General features: G+C 63.7%; 22 protein-coding genes and 2 tRNA genes. 5 read left to right on the plus strand and 19 right to left on the minus strand.

The features are described from left to right. The first annotated feature begins 321 nt into the window (after nt 1-321). Complete coding sequence (locus AAFG50_RS39110; RefSeq protein ID WP_342714105.1) at nt 322-909, plus strand: hypothetical protein; 588 nt, start codon at nt 322-324, stop codon at nt 907-909. Between the two features lie 628 nt (nt 910-1,537). Here AAFG50_RS39110 and AAFG50_RS39115 read toward each other — a convergent pair. From AAFG50_RS39115 to AAFG50_RS39160, 10 genes are all read right to left on the minus strand, one after another. Continuing rightward, complete coding sequence (locus AAFG50_RS39115; protein WP_342714106.1) at nt 1,538-3,310, minus strand: recombinase XerD; 1,773 nt, start codon at nt 3,308-3,310, stop codon at nt 1,538-1,540. 85 nt (nt 3,311-3,395) lie between these two features. Continuing rightward, nucleotides 3,396-3,471 (minus strand) — tRNA-Phe (locus AAFG50_RS39120). 197 nt (nt 3,472-3,668) lie between these two features. Beyond that, nucleotides 3,669-3,851: a DNA gyrase inhibitor YacG gene (gene yacG, locus AAFG50_RS39125; protein ID WP_011084078.1), complete on the minus strand. Its 183-nt coding sequence runs from the start codon at nt 3,849-3,851 to the stop codon at nt 3,669-3,671. A gap of 166 nt (nt 3,852-4,017) precedes the next feature. Beyond that, nucleotides 4,018-4,647, minus strand: a complete 630-nt coding sequence (locus tag AAFG50_RS39130) for a Maf-like protein (RefSeq protein WP_011084077.1) — start codon at nt 4,645-4,647, stop codon at nt 4,018-4,020. Nucleotides 4,648-4,802: 155 nt separating this feature from the next. Next, nucleotides 4,803-5,270: a low molecular weight phosphatase family protein gene (locus AAFG50_RS39135; RefSeq protein WP_011084076.1), complete on the minus strand. Its 468-nt coding sequence runs from the start codon at nt 5,268-5,270 to the stop codon at nt 4,803-4,805. A gap of 6 nt (nt 5,271-5,276) precedes the next feature. Next, a complete protein-coding gene (locus AAFG50_RS39140) occupies nt 5,277-5,774 on the minus strand; it encodes a UPF0262 family protein (protein WP_011084075.1) in 498 nt (165 codons plus the stop codon). Then, a complete protein-coding gene (gene hisD, locus AAFG50_RS39145; protein WP_028173637.1) occupies nt 5,771-7,066 on the minus strand; it encodes a histidinol dehydrogenase in 1,296 nt (431 codons plus the stop codon). The genes AAFG50_RS39140 and hisD overlap by 4 nt, the downstream gene beginning before the upstream one ends. Nucleotides 7,067-7,342: 276 nt before the next feature. Next, complete coding sequence (locus tag AAFG50_RS39150) at nt 7,343-7,786, minus strand: DUF2948 family protein (protein WP_028173638.1); 444 nt, start codon at nt 7,784-7,786, stop codon at nt 7,343-7,345. Between the two features lie 82 nt (nt 7,787-7,868). After that, a complete protein-coding gene (locus tag AAFG50_RS39155) occupies nt 7,869-8,528 on the minus strand; it encodes an NAD-dependent epimerase/dehydratase family protein (RefSeq protein WP_028173639.1) in 660 nt (219 codons plus the stop codon). A gap of 26 nt (nt 8,529-8,554) precedes the next feature. Beyond that, on the minus strand, nt 8,555-9,493 hold the full coding sequence (locus tag AAFG50_RS39160) for an SDR family oxidoreductase (RefSeq protein WP_028173640.1): 939 nt from the start codon (nt 9,491-9,493) through the stop codon (nt 8,555-8,557). 88 nt (nt 9,494-9,581) lie between these two features. Between AAFG50_RS39160 and AAFG50_RS39165 the strand changes: the two genes are divergently transcribed. Next, a complete protein-coding gene (locus AAFG50_RS39165) occupies nt 9,582-10,223 on the plus strand; it encodes a TetR/AcrR family transcriptional regulator (protein ID WP_028173641.1) in 642 nt (213 codons plus the stop codon). 38 nt (nt 10,224-10,261) lie between these two features. On the opposite strand, the gene AAFG50_RS39170 is transcribed toward AAFG50_RS39165, so the two are convergent. The 5 genes from AAFG50_RS39170 to AAFG50_RS39190 all read right to left on the minus strand — a co-directional run bounded on the left by AAFG50_RS39170 (nt 10,262) and on the right by AAFG50_RS39190 (nt 14,293). Next, complete coding sequence (locus AAFG50_RS39170) at nt 10,262-11,086, minus strand: alpha/beta hydrolase (protein WP_028173642.1); 825 nt, start codon at nt 11,084-11,086, stop codon at nt 10,262-10,264. A gap of 124 nt (nt 11,087-11,210) precedes the next feature. After that, nucleotides 11,211-11,720 carry a hypothetical protein gene (locus AAFG50_RS39175; RefSeq protein ID WP_028173643.1) on the minus strand — a complete coding sequence of 170 codons (510 nt, stop codon included), beginning with the start codon at nt 11,718-11,720 and terminating at the stop codon, nt 11,211-11,213. A 191-nt stretch (nt 11,721-11,911) separates the two neighbouring features. Next, nucleotides 11,912-12,220 (minus strand): EthD family reductase, encoded by a 309-nt coding sequence (locus AAFG50_RS39180; protein ID WP_028173644.1) that lies wholly within the window; start codon nt 12,218-12,220, stop codon nt 11,912-11,914. A 125-nt stretch (nt 12,221-12,345) separates the two neighbouring features. Continuing rightward, nucleotides 12,346-14,052 (minus strand): FAD-dependent oxidoreductase, encoded by a 1,707-nt coding sequence (locus AAFG50_RS39185; protein ID WP_028173645.1) that lies wholly within the window; start codon nt 14,050-14,052, stop codon nt 12,346-12,348. A gap of 40 nt (nt 14,053-14,092) precedes the next feature. Further along, nucleotides 14,093-14,293 carry a hypothetical protein gene (locus AAFG50_RS39190; protein ID WP_028173646.1) on the minus strand — a complete coding sequence of 67 codons (201 nt, stop codon included), beginning with the start codon at nt 14,291-14,293 and terminating at the stop codon, nt 14,093-14,095. A 318-nt stretch (nt 14,294-14,611) separates the two neighbouring features. Here AAFG50_RS39190 and AAFG50_RS39195 point away from each other — a divergent pair. Continuing rightward, a tRNA-Thr gene (locus AAFG50_RS39195) sits at nt 14,612-14,686 on the plus strand. Nucleotides 14,687-15,712: 1,026 nt separating this feature from the next. On the opposite strand, the gene AAFG50_RS39200 is transcribed toward AAFG50_RS39195, so the two are convergent. The 4 genes from AAFG50_RS39200 to AAFG50_RS39215 all read right to left on the minus strand — a co-directional run bounded on the left by AAFG50_RS39200 (nt 15,713) and on the right by AAFG50_RS39215 (nt 17,941). Next, nucleotides 15,713-16,189: a cyclic nucleotide-binding domain-containing protein gene (locus tag AAFG50_RS39200; RefSeq protein WP_028173654.1), complete on the minus strand. Its 477-nt coding sequence runs from the start codon at nt 16,187-16,189 to the stop codon at nt 15,713-15,715. A gap of 181 nt (nt 16,190-16,370) precedes the next feature. Beyond that, nucleotides 16,371-16,991, minus strand: coding sequence for a ferric reductase-like transmembrane domain-containing protein (locus AAFG50_RS39205; protein ID WP_028173655.1), 621 nt, complete (start codon nt 16,989-16,991; stop codon nt 16,371-16,373). Between the two features lie 35 nt (nt 16,992-17,026). Further along, a complete protein-coding gene (locus AAFG50_RS39210) occupies nt 17,027-17,530 on the minus strand; it encodes a twin-arginine translocation pathway signal (RefSeq protein ID WP_028173656.1) in 504 nt (167 codons plus the stop codon). A 234-nt stretch (nt 17,531-17,764) separates the two neighbouring features. Next, complete coding sequence (locus AAFG50_RS39215) at nt 17,765-17,941, minus strand: hypothetical protein (RefSeq protein ID WP_166466027.1); 177 nt, start codon at nt 17,939-17,941, stop codon at nt 17,765-17,767. A 262-nt stretch (nt 17,942-18,203) separates the two neighbouring features. Between AAFG50_RS39215 and AAFG50_RS39220 the strand changes: the two genes are divergently transcribed. Both AAFG50_RS39220 and AAFG50_RS39225 read left to right on the plus strand, forming a co-directional pair. Beyond that, nucleotides 18,204-19,211 (plus strand): LLM class flavin-dependent oxidoreductase, encoded by a 1,008-nt coding sequence (locus AAFG50_RS39220; RefSeq protein ID WP_028173657.1) that lies wholly within the window; start codon nt 18,204-18,206, stop codon nt 19,209-19,211. Nucleotides 19,212-19,382: 171 nt separating this feature from the next. Further along, complete coding sequence (locus tag AAFG50_RS39225) at nt 19,383-20,111, plus strand: LuxR family transcriptional regulator (protein ID WP_028173658.1); 729 nt, start codon at nt 19,383-19,385, stop codon at nt 20,109-20,111. The last annotated feature ends 17 nt before the right edge of the window (nt 20,112-20,128 follow it).

Below are 20,128 nucleotides of genomic sequence, written 5' to 3' on the forward strand. Positions count from 1 at the left end.
AGCACTCCTCGGCGTTTGCAGGAGGGAGAATCAAAAGCTCTTCGAGCGGGCGATGCTAGGGCAATCACGCGCCTACGTGACGGGATACGAAAATGCTGCGACTGAGCAGTTCACAACCTTTGTCTTGATGCACCGGGCAAGAAAGGGCCGATCCTGACACCGCCGCCTGAGGGCTCTCCCGGGCAGCTAGCTGGAGCCGAGGCACTCTCATTATGAGTACACGCCCTATCGGCCATAGAGTGGGAGGCAGACCGTGTGCTGCCAGCCGATGTAGTTTAGACATCGGAGTTTGGCCGACTCCGGACTTAATCTGATGTCAGCTTGGCCTTCAACAGCGGTACGAAAGCGGGCATCGTCGAAGGTCGGCTAAGGCCCATATGCAGAAGTCATGAGATGGAGAGAGCGAGGACGACCAAGAAGAAAAAGGAGCGCAAGCGCAAACCGCCGCCGGAGCCGGAGCACACGCTGCTCGCGACTGTGAAATCGGTGACGGTAAGTTACTACGTGGGAAACCACGGCGATGGCGTCTCCGACGAAGCCATCACCGATGTGCTTTGCGACATCGTTGCGCTGACGCCTGACATGCCCAAGCATCTTGGCAAGGAAGTGATCTGCTCGCTAATGTGCTCGCGCCAATATGGTCGCGTCGATGATCCTGATGAAAAGGGCTGGCCGCGCATTGGTAAGGGGCAGACCGTTCCGGAAAGGCCTTTCTTACTCAACATGCGGCTCGGCAACGATGGACGTTTGTTCTCCGCCTATCTGCCGGAGGCTGCATACTGGGCTTTGCAAGCCGACCTTAAGATCGGACGGTTGAAGTTCATCGAGGTGAAATTTATCAGCCCGCGGCATGGGTATGGTGATCTGACCAGTATCTACTTCTCGGAAACCCCGCCGGAGAAACCGTGAACAGCATCCGCAACCATGGCCCGTGCACCTTCTCCGCCGAGTGCCAGCTATGCGCGGTCCGCTGTGGGGTCACTAGCGGGAATGCTCTAACCGATCAGACCATTTCCGCTCAGCCATCAGAACCGACATCGCCCTTATAAGTACACGCCCTAGTTTCGTGGGCATGCCCTCCCGCCAGTGATCCGTTGATAATAACCGCCATCGTACTTACGCCAATCGCAAGCGTGTCCAGAACGAACCATCTCGGCGCCAATGTCCATCCTATCGACAAAACATTGAGCGACGATCCTATCGCGGTTCGTCGGCTTTGACCTTCCATCACAGACCGTTCCAGGCTGATGGTTTACTTGAATGCAGCGCACAGTCTTTTGGTAGACAAGTTTGGAGAGCTGCTCCCATGCCTCCCTTGAGCCGGGCTCACCCGCCTCTGGGGCGTCTATGCCACAAATTCGAATCTTGACCGAGTGAGATGGCAACGTGATCTCGAAAGTATCTCCATCGATGACGTTCCTGCCTTCTCCAACGATTTCGGCAGATGCAAGCCTCGGAAGAAGCATCGCTAGAATAGCAAGAGATGTGCGCAGAAGCAGCCCCACTGAATCCTCCCCATATCACCGATGATTAAACGTCATATCTTATAGCGAGGATATTTGGCGAGGGCAGCCGCTTGATCCTCAAGCTCGACACCATGATATCCATCCGCCACGGTGCGACCTTCAAGAGCGTGCCCGGAGATCACATCAAGCGTTCTGCGGTCAATGCCAACTCTTACGCCAACGGGCTTGAAGCGGTGCCTCCAGCCGTGGTTCGGCGCAACACCCTTATCCGGCACTACTGCACGGGCAAACTCCGCAAGCCTATTCTTGACGCCCTGCAATGGTCCAAGCACACGCCCCTGTTCGTCGCCATCCTGGGAAGGCCGCAGGAAAAGATGACCAGGACGTGCGGCTCTTACGAATTCCACAAAACCCATTTCAATCAGGTGAGCATGCAGAACCACGTCCCTTGCTTCGTTAGTCTTCACAGTACCTGCCTCGGGCGTGACCGTGAGATACCAGATGCTCCGGCCGTGCTTGTGTAGGTCCTCCTTTCGCAACTGGGCCATCTCACCGACACGCGCCCCTGTATACGCCATGAGCCACGGCACCCACCGCTTGGCTGCAAATGTCTCCAGCATCTCTCCACCACGCTTGGCCCGGAGACTTGCCGTAAGAATTACTCTCGCCTCAGCATCCGTGAAGGCCTTGCTTCGTAGCCTCCGTGGCTTTGCAGCCTTAAGCGTCACACCTTCAGCGGGATTGCTGTGCATCTTCCCATTTGATACCGCCCATCCAAACACAGCTTTGAGCCCGGAGAGGTCATTGTCCTTCACTGTCTTGGCAGAGATCGGCTTCCCTGTGCGCGGGTTGAGAGTGGCTAACCGATGATCCTTGAAGCCAATCACATCGCTTTTGGACACGCGGCTGCAATCATCGTGACCGAGAAACGCAACGAAGGCTGCCATTGAGTTACTATAGCTCTCGTGCGTGCTTGGCTTGAGGTTGCGGGCCCTTGCCTCAGCCCACCAGCCGTCGATCAGCGCAGTCAACGAGCCTCCCTTTAAGACCGGTTGCCTGATGGTAGCACTGTTCCCATTCGGCGAGACCCAAGCGGGGAAGCGTTCGGACCTCGGGTCGGGACTGTAGTCGCCTTGGGCATTCCGGTGGCGGACCTCAAACGCATCACGCAGCGCCAGCCAAAAAGCTCTCAGCAGCAGACCTCGCGACGCGGCGTCAACCCGTCGAATGCCTTCAGATAGGAGCAAGCGATCAACAAGGCGCCCCAGGTGAATCTCAAGGGCCGAGGTCTCCGGGCATTGATCCGCGGGTGGGAGATTGTCGAGGTCAAATGGGTCTCGCAGCAGTACCGGTTTGTTTGTCTCATGCTTGCCTATGGTCTCCAACCGCACGAGACGCATCAGGGCCGCCTTGAAGATTACAGCGTCTTCCGCGGGATCATGCGGCGCCGGATGCATCTTGCCATCATGGCCCTGCTCCACTGCATACGTGCGCTCGCGTCCCTCGCCCCCGGCCCATGCCCTGTAGAGACGTCCGGCTAAGGCCGTCGCCTGAGCGTTGGTGAGGGAGGCAGGACTATCATCCCGGAAGGCGCGGAGGATGCGCTCAAGGTATTGATCGGCCGCCGCGATCCTCGCTTTGACCTCTGCCGGCTCATCGGCTCTCAGGGAAAACCGGATGGCCTGAGCACGGGGCGAGATCGTCACCGCATGCGTGTCCTCACCCAGCGGAAAATACAGTGTGCGACCAACGAGCCGCTCCCGCACATCCACCGGAATCCGTCGCACATAGAGCTGAAACCGCGAGCCATCGCGCTTCATTGGACGTACCACCCGATACAGCATGTTGCTCACCGTTGTTACACAGTCGGGCGAGCGCAAGTCGCTGTAAGGGCTTAACTTATTGAAGGATAAGGAACCTTCAAGAGGATGGTGCCCAGGGGCGGAATCGAACCACCGACACTGCGATTTTCAGTCGCATGCTCTACCAACTGAGCTACCTGGGCATGCTGAGGGAAGGACCCAAAGAGAAGGTCAAGGCCCATCGAGCGGGCGGTTTATAGTGGGCTGAAGGCCGCCTGTCCACCCGGCTTCGCCTGAAGGCTACGCCGGGCGCGGCCCGGCTGTGCACAAGGTGGGGTGGCGTTGCCGCGGCTGGCGTGCGGCACGCTGGAAACTCAATTAAGTAATTGATATTGCTTTTCTATTCAACGTCATCCACCTCGTCGTCGCGGCCGGGAATGACGTAGGAGCCTTTCAGCCAGCGGTTCAGGTCGACATCGCGGCAGCGCGAGGAGCAGAACGGGTGGGTGGCCTGCACGGCGGGCTTGCCGCAGATCGGGCAGGTTTTGAGCGGGCCGGTGGGCATTTTGACCTGGTCGTCCATGATGTCGGCAGCTTACACGGGGTGAAAACGTTCAAGAGCCTGTCCGCAAACAGGTTCCTCGGGCGGACGCGCAGGCGTCGCGGCCCGGGTCCCGCGGGCCAATTCTACTGTGCATGGGGTTGTTTTCGAGATTTTTGTTAAGACCCGTCCGGCGCGGCATTCGCGCTCACACGGCGGTGGCGTTGAGCCAGCCGAAGCGGATCGGAAAGCCTTCGCCGCCGAGCAGCGTCGTGGTCTCGTAGAGCGGCAGGCCGACAACGTTGCTGTAGGACCCCACCATCTTCACCACGAAGGAGCCGGCGATGCCCTGCACGGCGTAGCCGCCGGCTTTGCCGCGCCATTCGCCGGAGCCGATATAGGCCTGGATGTCGTCCTCCGACAGGCGCTTGAAGCGGACGCGGGTCTCGACCAGGCGCTGGCGGAAGGCCTCGCGCGGCGTGACGAGGCAGATCGCGGTGTAGACGCGGTGATTGCGGCCCGAGAGCAGCCGCAGGCACTGCGCCGCCTCGTCCACGAGATTGGCCTTGGGCAGGATGCGGCGGCCGACCGCCACCACCGTGTCGGCGGAGAGGATGAAGGCGCCGCGCAGTTCGTCGTCGAGCTGCACCGATTTCAGCGCCGCATCGGCCTTGGCCCTTGCGAGGCGATTGGCGCAGGCGCGCGGCAGCTCGCCCCGCTTCGGCGTCTCGTCGACGTCGGCCGGCCGGAGCGCGTCCGGCTCGATGCCGGCCTGGTTGAGCAGCGACAGGCGCCGCGGCGAACCGGAGGCAAGTACGAATTTGGGGCGGCCAAGCATCAGGTGATTTTGGGGATGAGGCAGGGGTGAATTGCGCGCGGAACCTATCGGAAGGGGGCTGATTTCACAACCCGGGAACCCGGACTTTGCTGATTCGAGGTGTCCGACATGCCTGTGCCTGCAGTCTGTGACGCGGGTGTTACGCCCACCGGATGCTACCCGCTCGCCGCGCCCACCTTCGCAAAGCGCCGGCGGATGCGCAGCAGCAGCTGGTCGCAGACCTCGCGGTATGCGGCGAGCTTCTGGTCGCGGCTGCCTTCGATGGTGGTGGGATCCTGGGTCGGCCAGTATTCGACGTCGGCCGCGAGCGTGCGGGTCAGCTCCAGCGCCTTGTGATGCGCCTCCGGCGACAGCGTGATGATGAGGTCGAAGTTCAGCCCCTCCCAGTCCTCCAGCTCCTCGAAGGTCTGCGGCCTGTGGACGGAGATGTCCTGGCCGAGCTCGGCCATCACGGCAACGGCGAAAGGATCGAGCTCGCCCTTTCTGGCGCCGGCCGACTTCACGTAGAGGCCTTGCGGAAACATGTGCCGCAGCAGGCTCTCGGCCATCGGCGAGCGCACGCTGTTCATCGCGCAGGCGAACAGCACCGATTGCGGATCGCGTGCGCGTGGGGGCGCAGCCATCCGCGCTTACCCCTTCCAGTGCAGAACAGTAATGAGCGTGAACAGCCGGCGCGAGGTCTCGAAGTCGACCCGCACCTTGCCCTTCAGCCGCTCCTGGAGCGTGCGCGATCCCTCGTCATGGATGCCGCGGCGGCCCATGTCGATGGCCTCGATCTTGTCCGGGGTCGCGGTGCGGATCGCCTGGTAATAGCTGTCGCAGATCATGAAATAGTCCTTCACGATCCCGCGGAACGGCCCCAGCGACAACAGATGCACGACCACGGGCGCGCCGTCCTCGCGGCGGATGTCGAACATCAGGCGGTTGCCGGTGATGCCGATATGCAGCGTGAACGGCCCCTTCCCGTCGGCGCCCTCCGGCGCGAACAGGTTCTGCTCGATCAGGTCGTAGATCGCAATCGCGCGCTCATGCTCGATGTCGGGCCCGGAACGGCCGATCGATTCCTCGTCGAGGGTGACCGCGACGATGCGATTGTTGGAGTCGTCCTGTTCGGGCGGCTTTGTCATGACAGATTGAGGCGCAATCCGATCGAGCGCGAATGGGCGTCCAGCCCTTCCGCCTTGCCAAGCGTCATCGCAGCAGGTCCCAGCGCACGAAGCTGATCCGGGCCGCATTTCAGGATCGAGGTGCGCTTCATGAAGTCGTGCACCGAGAGGCCCGAGGAGAATCGCGCCGAGCGCGCCGTCGGCAGCACGTGGTTGGAGCCGCCGACATAATCGCCGATCGCCTCCGGCGTATGCGCGCCGAGGAATACCGCGCCGGCATTGCGGATCTGTGCGGCGAGCGCGTCGGGATCGATCGTCATGATCTCGAGATGCTCGGCGGCAATCGCATCCGCAAGTGGGATGGCGTCGTTGAGATTCTTCACCATGATGATGGCGCCGAAGTCGGCCCAGGAGGCGCTCGCGATCGCGGTGCGCGGCAGCGTCTTCAGCTGCGCCTCGACCGCCTTCTCGACATCGGCGGCAAGGCGTGCGGAATCGGTGATCAGGATCGATTGCGCACTCGTGTCGTGCTCGGCCTGCGCGAGCAGGTCGGCGGCGATCCAGTCGGCATTGCCGGTGTCGTCGGCAATGACCAGCACCTCGGAGGGGCCGGCGATCATGTCGATGCCGACCTTGCCGAACACCAGCCGCTTGGCGGCGGCGACATAGGCATTGCCGGGGCCGACGATTTTTGCGACCGGCGCGATGGTGGCGGTGCCGTGCGCGAGCGCGGCGACGGCCTGCGCGCCGCCGACGCGGTAGATCTCGGTGACGCCGCCGAGCTTTGCCGCCGCCAGCACCAGCGGATTGAGCTTGCCGTCCGGCGAGGGCACCACCATCACGAGGCGCGAGACGCCGGCGACCTTAGCGGGCACCGCGTTCATCAGCACCGAGGACGGATAGGCGGCAGTTCCCCCGGGCACGTAGAGGCCGGCGGACTCGATCGCGGTATAGCGCCAGCCGAGCTCGACGCCGAGCGGGTCGGTGAAGCGCTCGTCCTTCGGCAATTGGCGGCGATGATAGGTCTCGATGCGGTCGCGCGCGAGGCTCAAGGCATCCAGCGTCGCGGCATCGCAGGCCTTCACCGCAGCCTCGATCTCGGCGGCCGAAACGCGAAGGCCGGATGCGTCCAGTGTCAGCCGGTCGAACTTCGCCGTGGCCTCGAGCAGGGCCGCGTCGCCGCGCCTCGCCACGTCGTCGACGATCGCGCGCGCGGCGGCCTCCACGTCGGCCGAGACCTCGCGCTTGGCGGCGAGGAAGGCCGCGAATCGCTGGTCAAAATCGGCGCTGCTGCGGTCGAGACGAACGGGCATGTCTGGCTTGGCTTCTGGATGGTTTCTCGGGGCGATTGGCGCACCAGGTCCCCTGCTCAATGGCGCGACGGCCTCCCGCCGTCAACCCTTGCGAGACGTCGTCGTCGCCCATCGCCATCCTGCTTCGATGTCGTCCTGGCGAAAGCCAGGACCCATTACCCCAACTTGTTGTAATTGAAGCAGGATGTGGTTCCGGCCCACTCCATCACGACCACCGGTGGTAATGGGTCCTGGCTTTCGCCAGGACGACAGCAGGAGTGGGGTCATTCCCATTCCTCACCCCTCCGCTTCGATCCCCGTCCCCAGTTCGTCCGCCCCGAGATCGGTCAGCTCGCATTCGAGGCATTCGACATCGAGGCGGATGGCGCCGCCCTGGGCGAACAAGAGCAGTGCGCTGCCGCCGGGCTCCTCGTCGTGGCCGTCCTGGGGGTGAAACTCGATGCCGACGAGGTCCAGGACCTCGTCCGGGGCTCCAAGGTCGATGTTGCGCGATTTGCAGGCAAGCACGCGATCGAAGCGGAGCGCGGCGACCAGCCGGCGCGGCTCGGTCTCGCCGTCCAGCGTCTGCTCCCAGTCCAGCCGGCTCATGCCGACCACCAGCCGCTTCTCGCTCTGCCGCCAGATGATGTCCGAGGCCTGCACCCGGGCATCCTGCACATGGGTGGAGATCACGGCGAGATCGTCGGCATCGAGCGCGATCAGTTTGAGCTGGGGCGACATCGCCGGCATTTCTCCTGGGGGGGCGGATACGGCCCAACGCGCGCGGCCGCGGAAATTTCCTTAGAACTAACGACCCGGCGGACTAGAGGCTATTGATATCCTCCATCTCCAGCACCTTGCGCGGATACCCCTCCCGGGCGACGCGGATCATGGCGCGGCCCATCTGCTCGGTGGAGGTGACGAGCCGCGGCGAAATCCGGCGCAGCACCGACCAGAGTGGCCAGGTTGCGGCGTACACGGCCTGCACCCAGGCGGTCTTGGAGCGGGCACCATGCAGGGGCTGGATCGCGCCGGGCCGGAACATGTAGGCGCCCTTGAACGGCAGCTTGAGCAGATCGTTTTCGGTCTTGCCCTTGACCCGCGCCCACATCCGCGAGCCCTGCTCGGTGGAGTCGGTGCGGGCGCCGGTGACATAGGTGAAAATCATCTGCGGATTGAGCCGCGCCAGCGTCGTCGCCGCGGCGAGCGTGAGGTCATAGGTGAGATGACGATAGCGCTCCTCGCTCATGCCGATCGAGGAGACGCCGAGGCAGAAGAAGCAGGCGTCGAAGCCGGTCAGTTGAGACTCGATCGCCGAATAGTTCGTGAAATCGTCGTGGATGATCTCGGTGAGCTTGGCGTTGCGCACGCCGGTCGGACTGCGGCCGACCACGAGCACGCGGTCGATGCCGGCATCGACCAGGCACTCGCGCAAGACGCCCTGCCCGACCATGCCGGTCGCGCCAAAGATGATGACTTGCATCGGGACGTCCCCAACAGCGTCGCGGCTCATGCGGCGACCGCGATGTCGTCGAAGGATACACCGGTCAGCGTTGCCGAGACATCCCACAGCATGGCCGCCGCGGCGAAATCCTTGGCCCATGGCATGATCTTCGCCGGCGCTGGCGGCCCCTTCAATTCATAGAACCCGTTCGGACCGTAATAGCCGCCGGGCTCGGCCGCCGGCGAGGTCGCCGCGAACAGCGTGGGCAGCGCGCCCTCGGCGGCGGACTGGCTGATAAACGGCTGCAGCCAACGGCCGACGCGCCACTGGAGCGTGTTGGCGCCCGGCCCGTTCGCAATGAGATCGGTCCGCGCGTAGCCGGGATGGGCGGCAACGCTGGTCACGCCCCAGCCGGCGGCGAGGCTGCGACGCTGCAATTCCAAGGCAAACATCAGCATCGCCAGCTTCGACTGGCAATAGGCCCGCCACGGACGATAGGAACGCTTGCCTTGCAGATCATCGAAATTGATCGCGCCGGAGCGGTGCGCGAGGCTCGAGAGATTGACGATTCGAGACGCTTTCGCCCGGCGAAGCTGCGGCAACAGGCGCGCCGTCAGCGCGTAATGGCCGAGATAGTTGGTACCGAGCTGCATCTCGAAGCCATCCTCGGTCTGCTGCCGTTTCGGCAGCGCCATCACGCCGGCATTGTTGACGAGGAGGTCGAGCTGCTCGTTGCCGGCGGCAAAGCGCTTGGCGAAATCGGCCACGGAGGACAGGCTGGCGAGGTCGAGATGCTCGTAGGCGATCAGCGCATTGGGAAACCGCTCGCAAATGCCCTCGATCGCCCGCAGGCCCTTTGCGTCGTTGCGTCCGGTGAGTATGACAATGGCACCGGCGCCCGCCAGCGCCATCGCCGTCTCGTAGCCGAGCCCGCCCGTCGCGCCGGTCACGACGGCGGTCCTGCCGCTGAGGGAGGGGATGTCTGCCGTGGTCCAGTCGGTCATGCCATAGCTCCAGGCTAGCAGGGGTGGAATAAGGCCCGCGACCGGTCTAAATGTGCACTAAGTGCAAATTTGCAAGAGGTGAAATAATTTGAAGGCTTCGAAGCAGGCTAGCAGACGCGTCAAGCCCTTGTCCTCCGGAGAAAAATCCCCGGCGGCGCCCGGCCTGCGCGAGCGCAAGCAGCAGCAGACCCGCGAGCGGCTGAAGCGCGCGGCGATGGCGCTGTTCCTGGAGCGCGGCTTCGAGACCACGACTATCGACGACATCGCGGCCGCTGCCGATGTGTCGCGCCGCAGCTTCTTCCACTACTTCGCCTCGAAAGAGGACGTCGTCGCCGCCTGGCAGGAGGATGCCGCGGCCGCGCTGGTCTCCGAGATTCTCGCACGGCCTGCGGACGAATCCATGCTGACGGCGGCGGAGAATGCGATCGCCGCGGCGGTCAAGCGGATCGATCCGACCGAGGCGGCAGCGATGTCGCGGCTCAAACGCGACAATCCCGCGCTCCACGCGCGCGACCAGCTCAAATACGAAAAGCTCGAGCGCGCGCTCGCGGACGGGCTCACGCAACGCTCCGGCCGCAAGTCGGACCGGCTGAAGGCCCGGCTCGTCGCCATGATCGCCACCGGCGCGATGCGCGTCGGCGGCGAGAGCTGGATCGGCGAAGGTGCGCGGGAGAAGCCGGAGGCTTTCGTGAAGCGCACGTTCGATGCGATCAGGGCGATATTGAAGTGATCGCTTACCCTCCCCTGGAGGGGAGGGTAAGCGCGGACTTACTCTTTGAAGAACGCCAGCAGGTCCGCGTTGATGGTCTCGGCATGCGTCGTCGGCATGCCGTGCGGGAAGCCCTTGTAGGTCTTCAGGATGCCCTTCTTGAGCAGCTTCGCGGACAACGGCGCGGAATCGGCGTAAGGCACGATCTGGTCGTCGTCGCCGTGCATCACCAGCACGGGCACGCTGATCTTCTTCAGATCCTCCGTGAAGTCGGTCTGCGAGAACGCGACGATGCCGTCGTAATGCGCCTTGGCGCCGCCCATCATGCCCTGGCGCCACCAGTTCTGGATCACCGCTTCCGACGGTTTTGCGCCGGGACGGTTGTAGCCGTAGAACGGGCCGGCGGCGATGTCGCGGTAGAAGGCCGAGCGGCCGGCGGCGAGTTGCACCTGGAAGTCGTCGAACACGCTCTTCGGCAGGCCGCCGGGATTGGCTGCGGTCTGCACCATCAGCGGCGGCACCGCGGAGAGGATCGCGGCCTTCGCCACCCGGCTCTCGCCATGGCGCGCGATGTAATGCACGACCTCGCCGCCGCCGGTGGAATGGCCGACGTGGATGGCATTCTTCAGGTCGAGATGCGCGGTGACCGCCGCAAGATCGTCCGCATAGTGATCCATGTCGTGGCCGTCTGCGACCTGCGACGAGCGGCCGTGACCGCGGCGGTCATGGGCAATGACGCGGTAGCCGCGCGCGACGAAGAACATCATCTGCGCGTCCCAGTCGTCCGACGACAGCGGCCAGCCATGGCTGAACACGATCGGCTGGCCCGAGCCCCAGTCCTTGAAAAAGATCTCGACGCCGTCTTTGGTGGTGATGGTGGGCATGGTGGGGCTCCTTCAGTGAGAATCATTCCGGGGCCCGCGAACCGCGAGCCGGCGACATCAAGATGGTTGCGCGATGTTCCAAGGGCGATGCCCCGCACCGCCCGAGACCACGAGAATCGGGCGATCAGACAAACGCCATCGGCTTGAAGCGGCGCCAGGCGCCGATGGTCAGCACCACGAAGAACACCAGCACGATGCCCTGCACCACGGCGAACACCGGGCCGGACGGCGGCGCCGGCGGCACGGCGGGCGCGAGCGCGGCGAGCGCCGGCACTTTCAGGAACGACTGGATCACCAGCACGAAGACGTTGAAGTACAGCGAGATCATCGCGGTGACGATGTAGACCGGGCGCCAGACGCCCGCGAGCTTCATGCCGTAGAGCGCGATGCAGGCGATCGCGAGCAGCACCAGCGAAATGATGCCGATGATGTGCGAGGGCAACAGCTCCTTGAACGGAAACAGGAAGCCGGTCGCGCTGGTGAGGATCGTGAACAGCAGGAAGATCGCGGTGAGGCCCGGCATCGGCTTCGAGCCGAGCAGGCCGAACATCACGACGAGGCCGGCGACGATGGCGATCAGGCTTATGATGACATGGACCATCGTGAAGACGGGCAAGCTCAACCCAAGAACCATGACATCTCTCCTACTCTCTGCATTGAGATGGAGATTAGTATTACGCCCCTCATGAGATTGCCACATGCGTTGTCGTCACACGCATGGGCAAAGCCATGCGTCATCGTGCGAATCGACAAACGCATGGCTGATTTTTTTTTGCATCGCTGTCACAAACGACAGCAGGCTTCGACCAAAATTGAATCGATTGTTCACGCTTCCTTGGTGTCGAAGATCAAGAGGTCGGCACCGCCGCTGGCGAATTTCGGCACGTCGGCGCCTGTCGCCTTGCCTTCCGGACTGGCGAATGCCGCCTGAATGTCGGCCACGCTGTCGAAGGTGAGAATGGCGACGAGATGGATTCCGGAAGGACCTGCGGGAGATGCGACCGGCCCCTTGCTGACGGCGTATTTCTTCAGGCCGGGAAGCTTCTTGGCGAGCGGAATGTGGGTCTCGGCGTAGTACTTGTCGAAGGCCGCAGCATCCTTGGGTGTTTTGTAGAGCACGACGATTTCAGCCATTGAGTCCTCCCTTGGGAATCCTTGTTTTTCCACGCGCGATTGGCCTCGCGACCAGGCGATAGTCTGTGGGACGCAGCAAGATGGCAAGCCGGATTCGACTTGCCATTCCCTTGCCTTCTCCTTGACTAAAGCGCCGGTTTTGCGGCGTCGCCGAGATAGCCGTGCAGCGATGCGACGACTTGCGCGCCCTCGCCGATGGCGCCGCCGACGCGCTTGACCGAGCCGGAGCGGACGTCGCCGACGGCGTAGACGCCGGGCACGGAGGTCTCCAGCGGCGCCACGAGCCGGCCCTGGTTCTGCTCGGACTGCGCGCCCGTCACGACGAAGCCGCCGCGATCGAGCGTCACGCCGCAGCCGTCGAGCCAGCCGGTGGCGGGATCGGCGCCGACGAACAGAAAGAGATTGCGGATGTCGGCAGAATCCTCGTCGCTCGACAGCCGGCTCTTCCAGCGGATGCGCCGCAGCAGCGAGGCCTCGTCGCCCTCGAGCGCCGTGATCTCGGTGTTGAACATCAATTCGATGTTCGGCGTCGCTTCGATGCGCTCGATGAGATAGCGCGACATGCTGGCGCCCAGACCGCCGCCGCGGATGATCATCAGCACCTTCTTGGCGTGACCCGACAGGAACACGGCGGCCTGGCCCGCCGAATTGCCGGCGCCGACCAGGGCGACCTCCTCGCCGGCGCACAGCTTCGCCTCGACCGGAGAGGCCCAGTACCAGACGCCGCGGCCCTCGAACGTGTCGAGCTTTGCGATCTCCGGCCGGCGATAGCGCGCGCCGCTCGCGACCACCACCGCGCGCGAGCGCAATGTGTCGCCGCAATCCAGCGCGAGGGCGAAGGTGCCGCCACTGCGCGAACAGTCCAGCGACTTCACCGACATCGGGATCATGATCTCGGCGCCGAACTTCTGCGCCTGGGTGAAGGCGCGGCCGGCCAGGGCCTGACCCGAGATGCCGGTCGGAAAGCCGAGATAGTTCTCGATGCGCGCGCTGGCGCCGGCCTGGCCGCCGAAGGCGCGCGTATCGACGACCGCAACCGAGAGACCTTCGGAGGCCGCGTAGACCGCGGTCGCGAGCCCTGCCGGCCCGCAGCCGACGATCGCGACGTCGTAGATCCGATCATCCTTCGCCCCGCCGATCATGCCGATGGCGCGCCCGAGCTCGATCTCGCTGGGATTGCGCAGCACGCTGCCGTCGGCGGTGACGACCAGCGGCCAATCTTCCGGCTTCGGCGAATAACGCGCGATCACCTCGGCCGCGTCGTGCTCGCTGTCGGCATCGAGCAGATGATGCGGCTGGCCGTTGCGGGTGAGGAAGCCCTGCAAGCGCACCACGCCGGCGGAGTTCGACGGCCCGATCAGCACCGGGCCACCGACGCCGCCCTGGATCAGGCTGACCCGGCGCAGAATCAGCGCGCGCATGATGCGCTCGCCGAGCTCGGCTTCGGCGACCAGCAGGGCCCGCAGCCGGTCCGGCGGGATCAGGACCACCTCGACATCGCCCTCGGCGCGTCCGTCGACCAGCGCCGGCCTCCCCGAGAGCTGGCCGAGCTCGGCCAGGAACTGGCCGGGTCCCTGGTCGATCACCGGGCTGACATGACCGAGCCCGTCGCGCTGGGTGATGGCGACGTGGCCCTTCAGGATGACGAACATGCCGGGCCCCGGCTTGCCGGTCTCGAACAGCAGCTCGCGATCCGAATAGGTGCGGAGCTCGCCGAAATGCCTGATGCGCTCGATCTCGGCCGATGTCAGCGCGGGAAAGGTCTGCTCGGGGCGCGCGAACCGCGACATCAGCGCCTCACGGTCGTTTCGTTGCTGTCCGTCTTGCCCCATTGCCACGTCGCTCAACTCCAAAAATTCCAGCCGCCGGATTTTAACCGCCGGTCTTGCCGGCGGCCCCCTCATTTAGGGATGCATCGTCATTCTGCGAGGGCTCGGCGCTTGCGGCGCGTTCGCGCGCCTGCAGCTTCCTCCGCTTCAGGTTTTCGCGCAGCGCCGACTTCAGCCGGTCGTCCCGGGATGCCCGGCCCTGCCTCGAATCTTGCCTCGTGCTCTTGTCGCTCTCGTCAGCCATCACCGGTCCATTGCAGCGATCGGCGATAACATGCCCAATGAACGTGGCAGCTCAAGAGGCCCGCGCGATCCGATCGTGCGAAATTCCAAATGAGGCGAATCCGGCAGCTCGGCCAACTGGCCAGTTGGGTGGGGAAATCGGAACCCGAATCGACGGAAAGGCGGTCGTTTCGAGCCAAAACAGGCATTTTGGCCCCGATATCGGCCCGATTTTCTCGCTTTGGCAGGGCTTGCAAGCTTGCACAGGAGGGGGGCTTGTGGCAGATATCGGCCCGCTTGGTAGGCCCCTCGTGGCGGCCGATTCTAGATCCCAGCACATGCTGCCGTAGCTCAGTGGTAGAGCACTCCATTGGTAATGGAGAGGTCGACAGTTCAATCCTGTCTGGCAGCACCATTCTCTGGGTCAAATCACGCACAGATCGGCATTCTCGCGGCATGCAGTGCCCGAGTCTTGCTCTCTCCTTGACCCTCTTTAGGTGAAGAGGGCGCAGGGAAGGCCGGGTGCCGGCTGGCACCCACGATCCGCTGCGCGAAGAATTTGCACACGCAAATGCGCAGGCGGGACAACAGGTGGGCCGGAAAACACCCGGCCTTCCCTGCGCGATGGGTTGACGGCGTATGCGCGCTCTCCCCGGAGCCGAGTTCCTTCTGGCCTCCGTCACCTTGCGAATTGGCGATGCCCGAGACCCGGTCGAGCCCCGATTCATCTCCGCAAGGCTTGACCGTAGCAACGACGGTCAGGACCACGCGTTTTTGCCGTACGCAGCTCATCCGGCTTCGCTTTAACAGCTTCGCCGGACTTCGGCGCCGTCCGTCCGCACCGAGCAAGGACCTCACGAGGTTCATCTCGCCCTGGTCCCGCATTCGCGTGCCCGACGCAGCCGCGTCCACCGCACCCCGATCCACGTTCGTTACGACGTACGATCGCCCCTCTCCGAGGACCGGGATGGCGAGACAATGCCGTAATTCCGAATTTCGGTAAAGTGGAATATTTTTGCGGCGGGGGATTGACGGGGTTTTGGTGTGAGGCGGGTGTTTTGCCCGACAGGCAAATTGGCGTGCATGGAGACACAAGCCCGACGACGCGTCCCAAAGACCCGATGCCGAGGTTCCTACCTGTTGGTCCGCGCAAGTAAGGTTAATTCTTCCTTTCGATTGTCGGTAAAGTTTTATCTATTATCGTCTTTGTCATTCATAACGAACCCGAGGCTCCGATAGTGTTTGCGTGTTGCCTGATCGTGACTGGGACTGTGCTGCTTCTGTCCGGCTTGGTTGCCTTCGGCTTTCACAGAAACTCGCTGCACTCAATGGCGCTGCTCTAGCCGCACCAGCCTTGGTAGAGCGAAGCGAAACCCATCGGCGTCTTGCTCGGTGTCGAAACATGATGGGTTTCGCTTCGCTCTACCCATCCTACGCATGATCAGCTGTCTTCACCCACCTGATGCCCAGCAAAGCGATCATCCGCACGGCGCAGCCGGCGGCAAAGCTCGCGGTTGATGTTCTGCAGGACGATCACGTAGGCGTGGATATCGGCCTTGTAGCAGGCGTAGAGTTTTTGAGCCGTCAGCTCGTACAGCACCGTCGAGCTCTCCGCGACCACAGTGGCGGAGCGGTTTTGCATTTCGATCAGCGTCATCTCGCCGAAGAAATCCCCTCGCTCCAGAATGGAAATCGGGATGACGCTTCCCGAAGTCGCCCGTTTGCTCACCGCCAGCCGGCCGGATCTGACGATGAACATCGAGCGTCCCGGCTCGCCTTCCGCCACGACAGTCGCGCCGGCTTCGAAGCGGCACTCGACCAGCATCGACATCAGGAGGTCGAGACCTGTGTCCGAAAGACCGCCGAAGAACGGCGTCGCGAGCAGGAACGCTTTCAGATCGGGGGCATTGACAGCCATCGGGCGAGGATACGCCCCGTCGCTATCTCCGACAAGCAGAGCAGATATCGGCGGTGACGGCGCTCAGCGTGTTCGAACAATATGACCAGCAAAGTTTCGTAGGATGGGTGGAGCGAAGCGAAACCCATCGAGGGCTTGTTCGGTGTCGAAGCATGATGGGTTTCGCTTCGCTCTACCCATCCTACGCATTAAGCCGCTTTGGCTCACTGCCGCGGAGCGCCCTTCGCTTTCGCCACACCTGCAGGTCAACCATGGCTTTCACGGTTGCCGCGAGGACGAGCGCGCAAAGCGCCGCCTTCGAGATCGTCTCCATTGTTCCCTCGATCAGCAGGCAATGGACCGCGCTGCCTGCGACGATGACGATCGCGAGAGGCATATGAACGAAGCGCCACGTTCGCGGTCGCAGTCCCAACCGCCGGCGCAGTAGAGCCAGGAGCGCGACGATGAAGATGGCCCACATGGCGATCACGCCGAAAGGCGAGAACGGCGTCGGCGACGAGAAAGTCAGGGCGTCGATCATGTCGGGGGGACTGGTGATCCAGAGGCCGGCGACATGGATCACGATCGCCGCGGCCAGCGCGCCGCCGATCCAGTGATGCGCGCGACGTCCGCGATAGGCCGAGAACCCCGGCAAATATCCGCCGATCAGCAGAGGCTGAACCAGCACGAGACCGAGGGCAAAGATCCCGGCGAATCCGGCAAGGATATAGACCGGACCGCGCCATGCGAGCTGCTCGCTTCCTGCGGCAGCAGCGATCGGCACGCCAATGGCCGAAGCCAAGGCGCCCCAGATCAGGATCACCCGGGCCAGTTTCCACCCCGTCGTTCGCAATTCGCTCAGGCCGGCTGCAGAACGAAGTGCGCCTCGAGGCTGGTTTCCTTTGCGCTCCGCATCACCGGCCGCAGGAAGACGGTCATGAATTCACCGCTGTCATAGGCGAGGTGACCGTGCGGCTGGCCGAAGATCGGAATGATCTGAGGCATCTCGAGCCGGAACTTGCCGTCCTTGTCGGTGAGCGTGGCGCCATGGCTCTGCGGCTCGTGCTCCTGTCCTTCGACCGTGTGCGCCCAGATCTGGATGCGCTGCCCGGCCAGCGGAGCGCCGTCACCGGCGCGGCGGACGGTGCCGCTCATCCAGAAGCCGCCCTTGCCGATGCGGTCCACGATCGCCGCGCCCTTGCGGTAGTTGTTCGCCCCGCCCGACATCGTCTCGGTCGGCGCGAGTCCGTCCGCGCGGGCCGGCAGCAGGAGCCCGGGAACGCCGGCCGCCAAAACTCCGGTTGCGAGAACGGAGCCACCGGCGGCGAGGAGGTTGCGGCGGTTGAGTACGACCATGGTCATGTCGATTCCTCCTGGCGACCGTTCAGTCGCTCTGCCAAGCATACAACAACACGCACGAGACGCCCAGTTGCGACAAAGGGCGCCATAGGTCGCAATAACAGTGTTGTGAACGGAGGCGCAGGCCGCTCAGACAGCCTCGTGGGATGGGTTGAGCGAAGCGAAACCCATCGAGGCTTTGTTCGACGACGAAACATGATGGGGTTTCGCAAGTGCTCTACCCATCCTACGCGCTATTCAGCCACGCTTGCCCTTTTGTCGTTCAAGGCGGAGCCTTTGTGCTCTCATACGTTTTATCTCTTCATTGAGAGCGTCGGTTTTTTCATCAAGGCGTGAATTCTCTGATTTCGGCTCGTCGCGCTGACGTATCTTTTCGAGCGCTTTCTCAACCGAGAGCTTGGTCGGATTGGCCATCGTACCTCTCCAGGAAGGAAATCGAAGCAACCAATGTCGGAAGTGAAAATGAAGCCAGGTTTTGAATGTTGACGTAAATCAAACCTGCGCTGGGAGTCCGCTGGGTCAAAAACGCTATCTGGCAGTTCGCCGGTCACCCGCGACAATTCCGAATGGCATCGTTGCGCCGGTGTCCGATCGACACTGCAACGCTAACATTCGGGCTGGCAGGTACTACATATGGAGCCCCGGCGCATATCGCCCTCCACTCGGCCCCCCACGCATGATCCCCTTCTCCGTGCTCGACCTCGCTCCCATCCGCCAGGGTGGCGACGCCGCGCAGGCGTTTCGCAATTCGCTTGATCTTGCTCAGCACGCCGAGGCCTGGGGCTACAAGCGGTTCTGGCTGGCCGAGCATCACAACATGACGGGCATCGCCAGCGCGGCGACCTCTGTCGTGATCGGGCATGTCGCGGGCGGCACGAAGACGATCCGCGTCGGCTCCGGTGGGGTCATGCTGCCGAACCATTCGCCGCTGGTCATCGCCGAGCAGTTCGGCACGCTGGAGTCGCTCTATCCGGGGCGCATCGATCTCGGGCTCGGGCGCGCGCCGGGCACCGACCAGTTCACAGCAAGGGCGCTGCGGCGCGACCTCGCCACCAGTTCCGAGAACTTTCCGCATGACGTGCTGGAGTTGCAGGCGCTGCTTGGCGATGTGCAGCCAAACCAGACGATCCGCGCCGTGCCCGGCATGGGGACCAAGGTGCCGCTCTGGATCCTCGGCTCGAGCACGTTCGGCGCGCAGCTTGCGGCCATGCTCGGCCTGCCCTTCGCCTTCGCCTCGCATTTCGCGCCGCAGATGATGATGCCGGCGCTGCGCGAGTATCGCGCGCGCTTCGAGCCGTCGGCGCAGCTCGAAAGGCCCTATGCGATGGTCGGTGTCAACGTGTTCGCGGCGGAGAGCGACGCCGAGGCGCAGCGCATGTTCTCCTCGCTGCAGCAGCAGTTCATCAATCTGCGCCGCGGCACGCCCGGCCCGCTGCCGCCGCCGGTCGACGACATGGACGCGCTGTGGTCGCCGGCGGAGAAGGCCATGGTCGGCCAGTCGCTGTCCTGCTCCGCGGTCGGCTCGCCCACCGTGGTCGAAGATAAGCTGAAGGCGCTGATCGCCGAGACCGGCGCGGACGAATTGATGACCACCGGCCAGATCTACGACCACGCCGCCCGGCTGCGCTCGTTCGAGATCGCGGCCGAGGTGCGTGACCGGCTGGCGGCGCAACCGGCCCGGTGATCAAGGCATCACACGGCCGAGCCAGGTATGGCCGATCCTCACGCCTCGCGGATCGCGTTCATGAAGCTGGCGAGTTTCGCGCAGGTTGCAGTTACAGCATTGACGTCCTACACTCGGCGCCTGGAAGGGTAGCGTAGCGCCGATCCCTCAAGGACTGATCGTAGGCTGCCGATGGACGTGGTCCGCAGTCGAGCATTCGATTTCGTCGAGACAGTGCGGCAGCTTCCTGATGTCGCGAGCATTCTGGATGCGATGAGCCGCACGCTCGGCCAGCACGGCTTCGACTATTTCTGCAGCTCCTATGTCGCCCCGCTGTCGACCGAATCGCCGCGCGAGGCGGTTCTCGCCGAACGGTTGCCGGCCGGCTTTCTCGATATGTATTCCGAGGCGCAGTATGTGTGGCACGATCCCGCGCTGCGTTATTGCAGGACAACACTTCAGCCGTTCCGCTGGTTCAGGGAAGCGCCGTACGATCCGGAACGGGAGCCGCGCGCCGTCGAGCTCGTGCGACGCGCCCGCGACTTCGGCATGGTGGATGGCGTGGTGATCCCGGTCATCTCGCCGACGGGCCGCACCGGCCAGGTGTGGTTCGGCGGCGCCGAGATCGATCTGCCGGAGCGCGATCTCCCGGCGCTCCACCTCATGGCGCTTTACGCCTTCGACCGGGTGCTGAAGCTGCGCGGCCTGCCCGCGGCTCCGCAGCACGCACTGTCCTTGCGCGAGCGCGAGGTGCTGACGCTGGCGGCCGTCGGACGATCCAGCGATGAGATCGCCGACGCCCTGGCCATCACGAGACGCACAGTGAAGGCGCACATCAAGAGCTGCTGCAAGAAGCTCGGCGCAGCCACCCGCACGCAGGCCGTGATGATCGCCATGCGCGACCGGATCATCTCGCCCTGAGGTGCCAGGCCCGATCG

It is taken from the genome of Bradyrhizobium sp. B039 (assembly GCF_038965675.1).
In the GTDB taxonomy this organism is placed as follows: Bacteria; Pseudomonadota; Alphaproteobacteria; order Rhizobiales; family Xanthobacteraceae; genus Bradyrhizobium; species Bradyrhizobium diazoefficiens.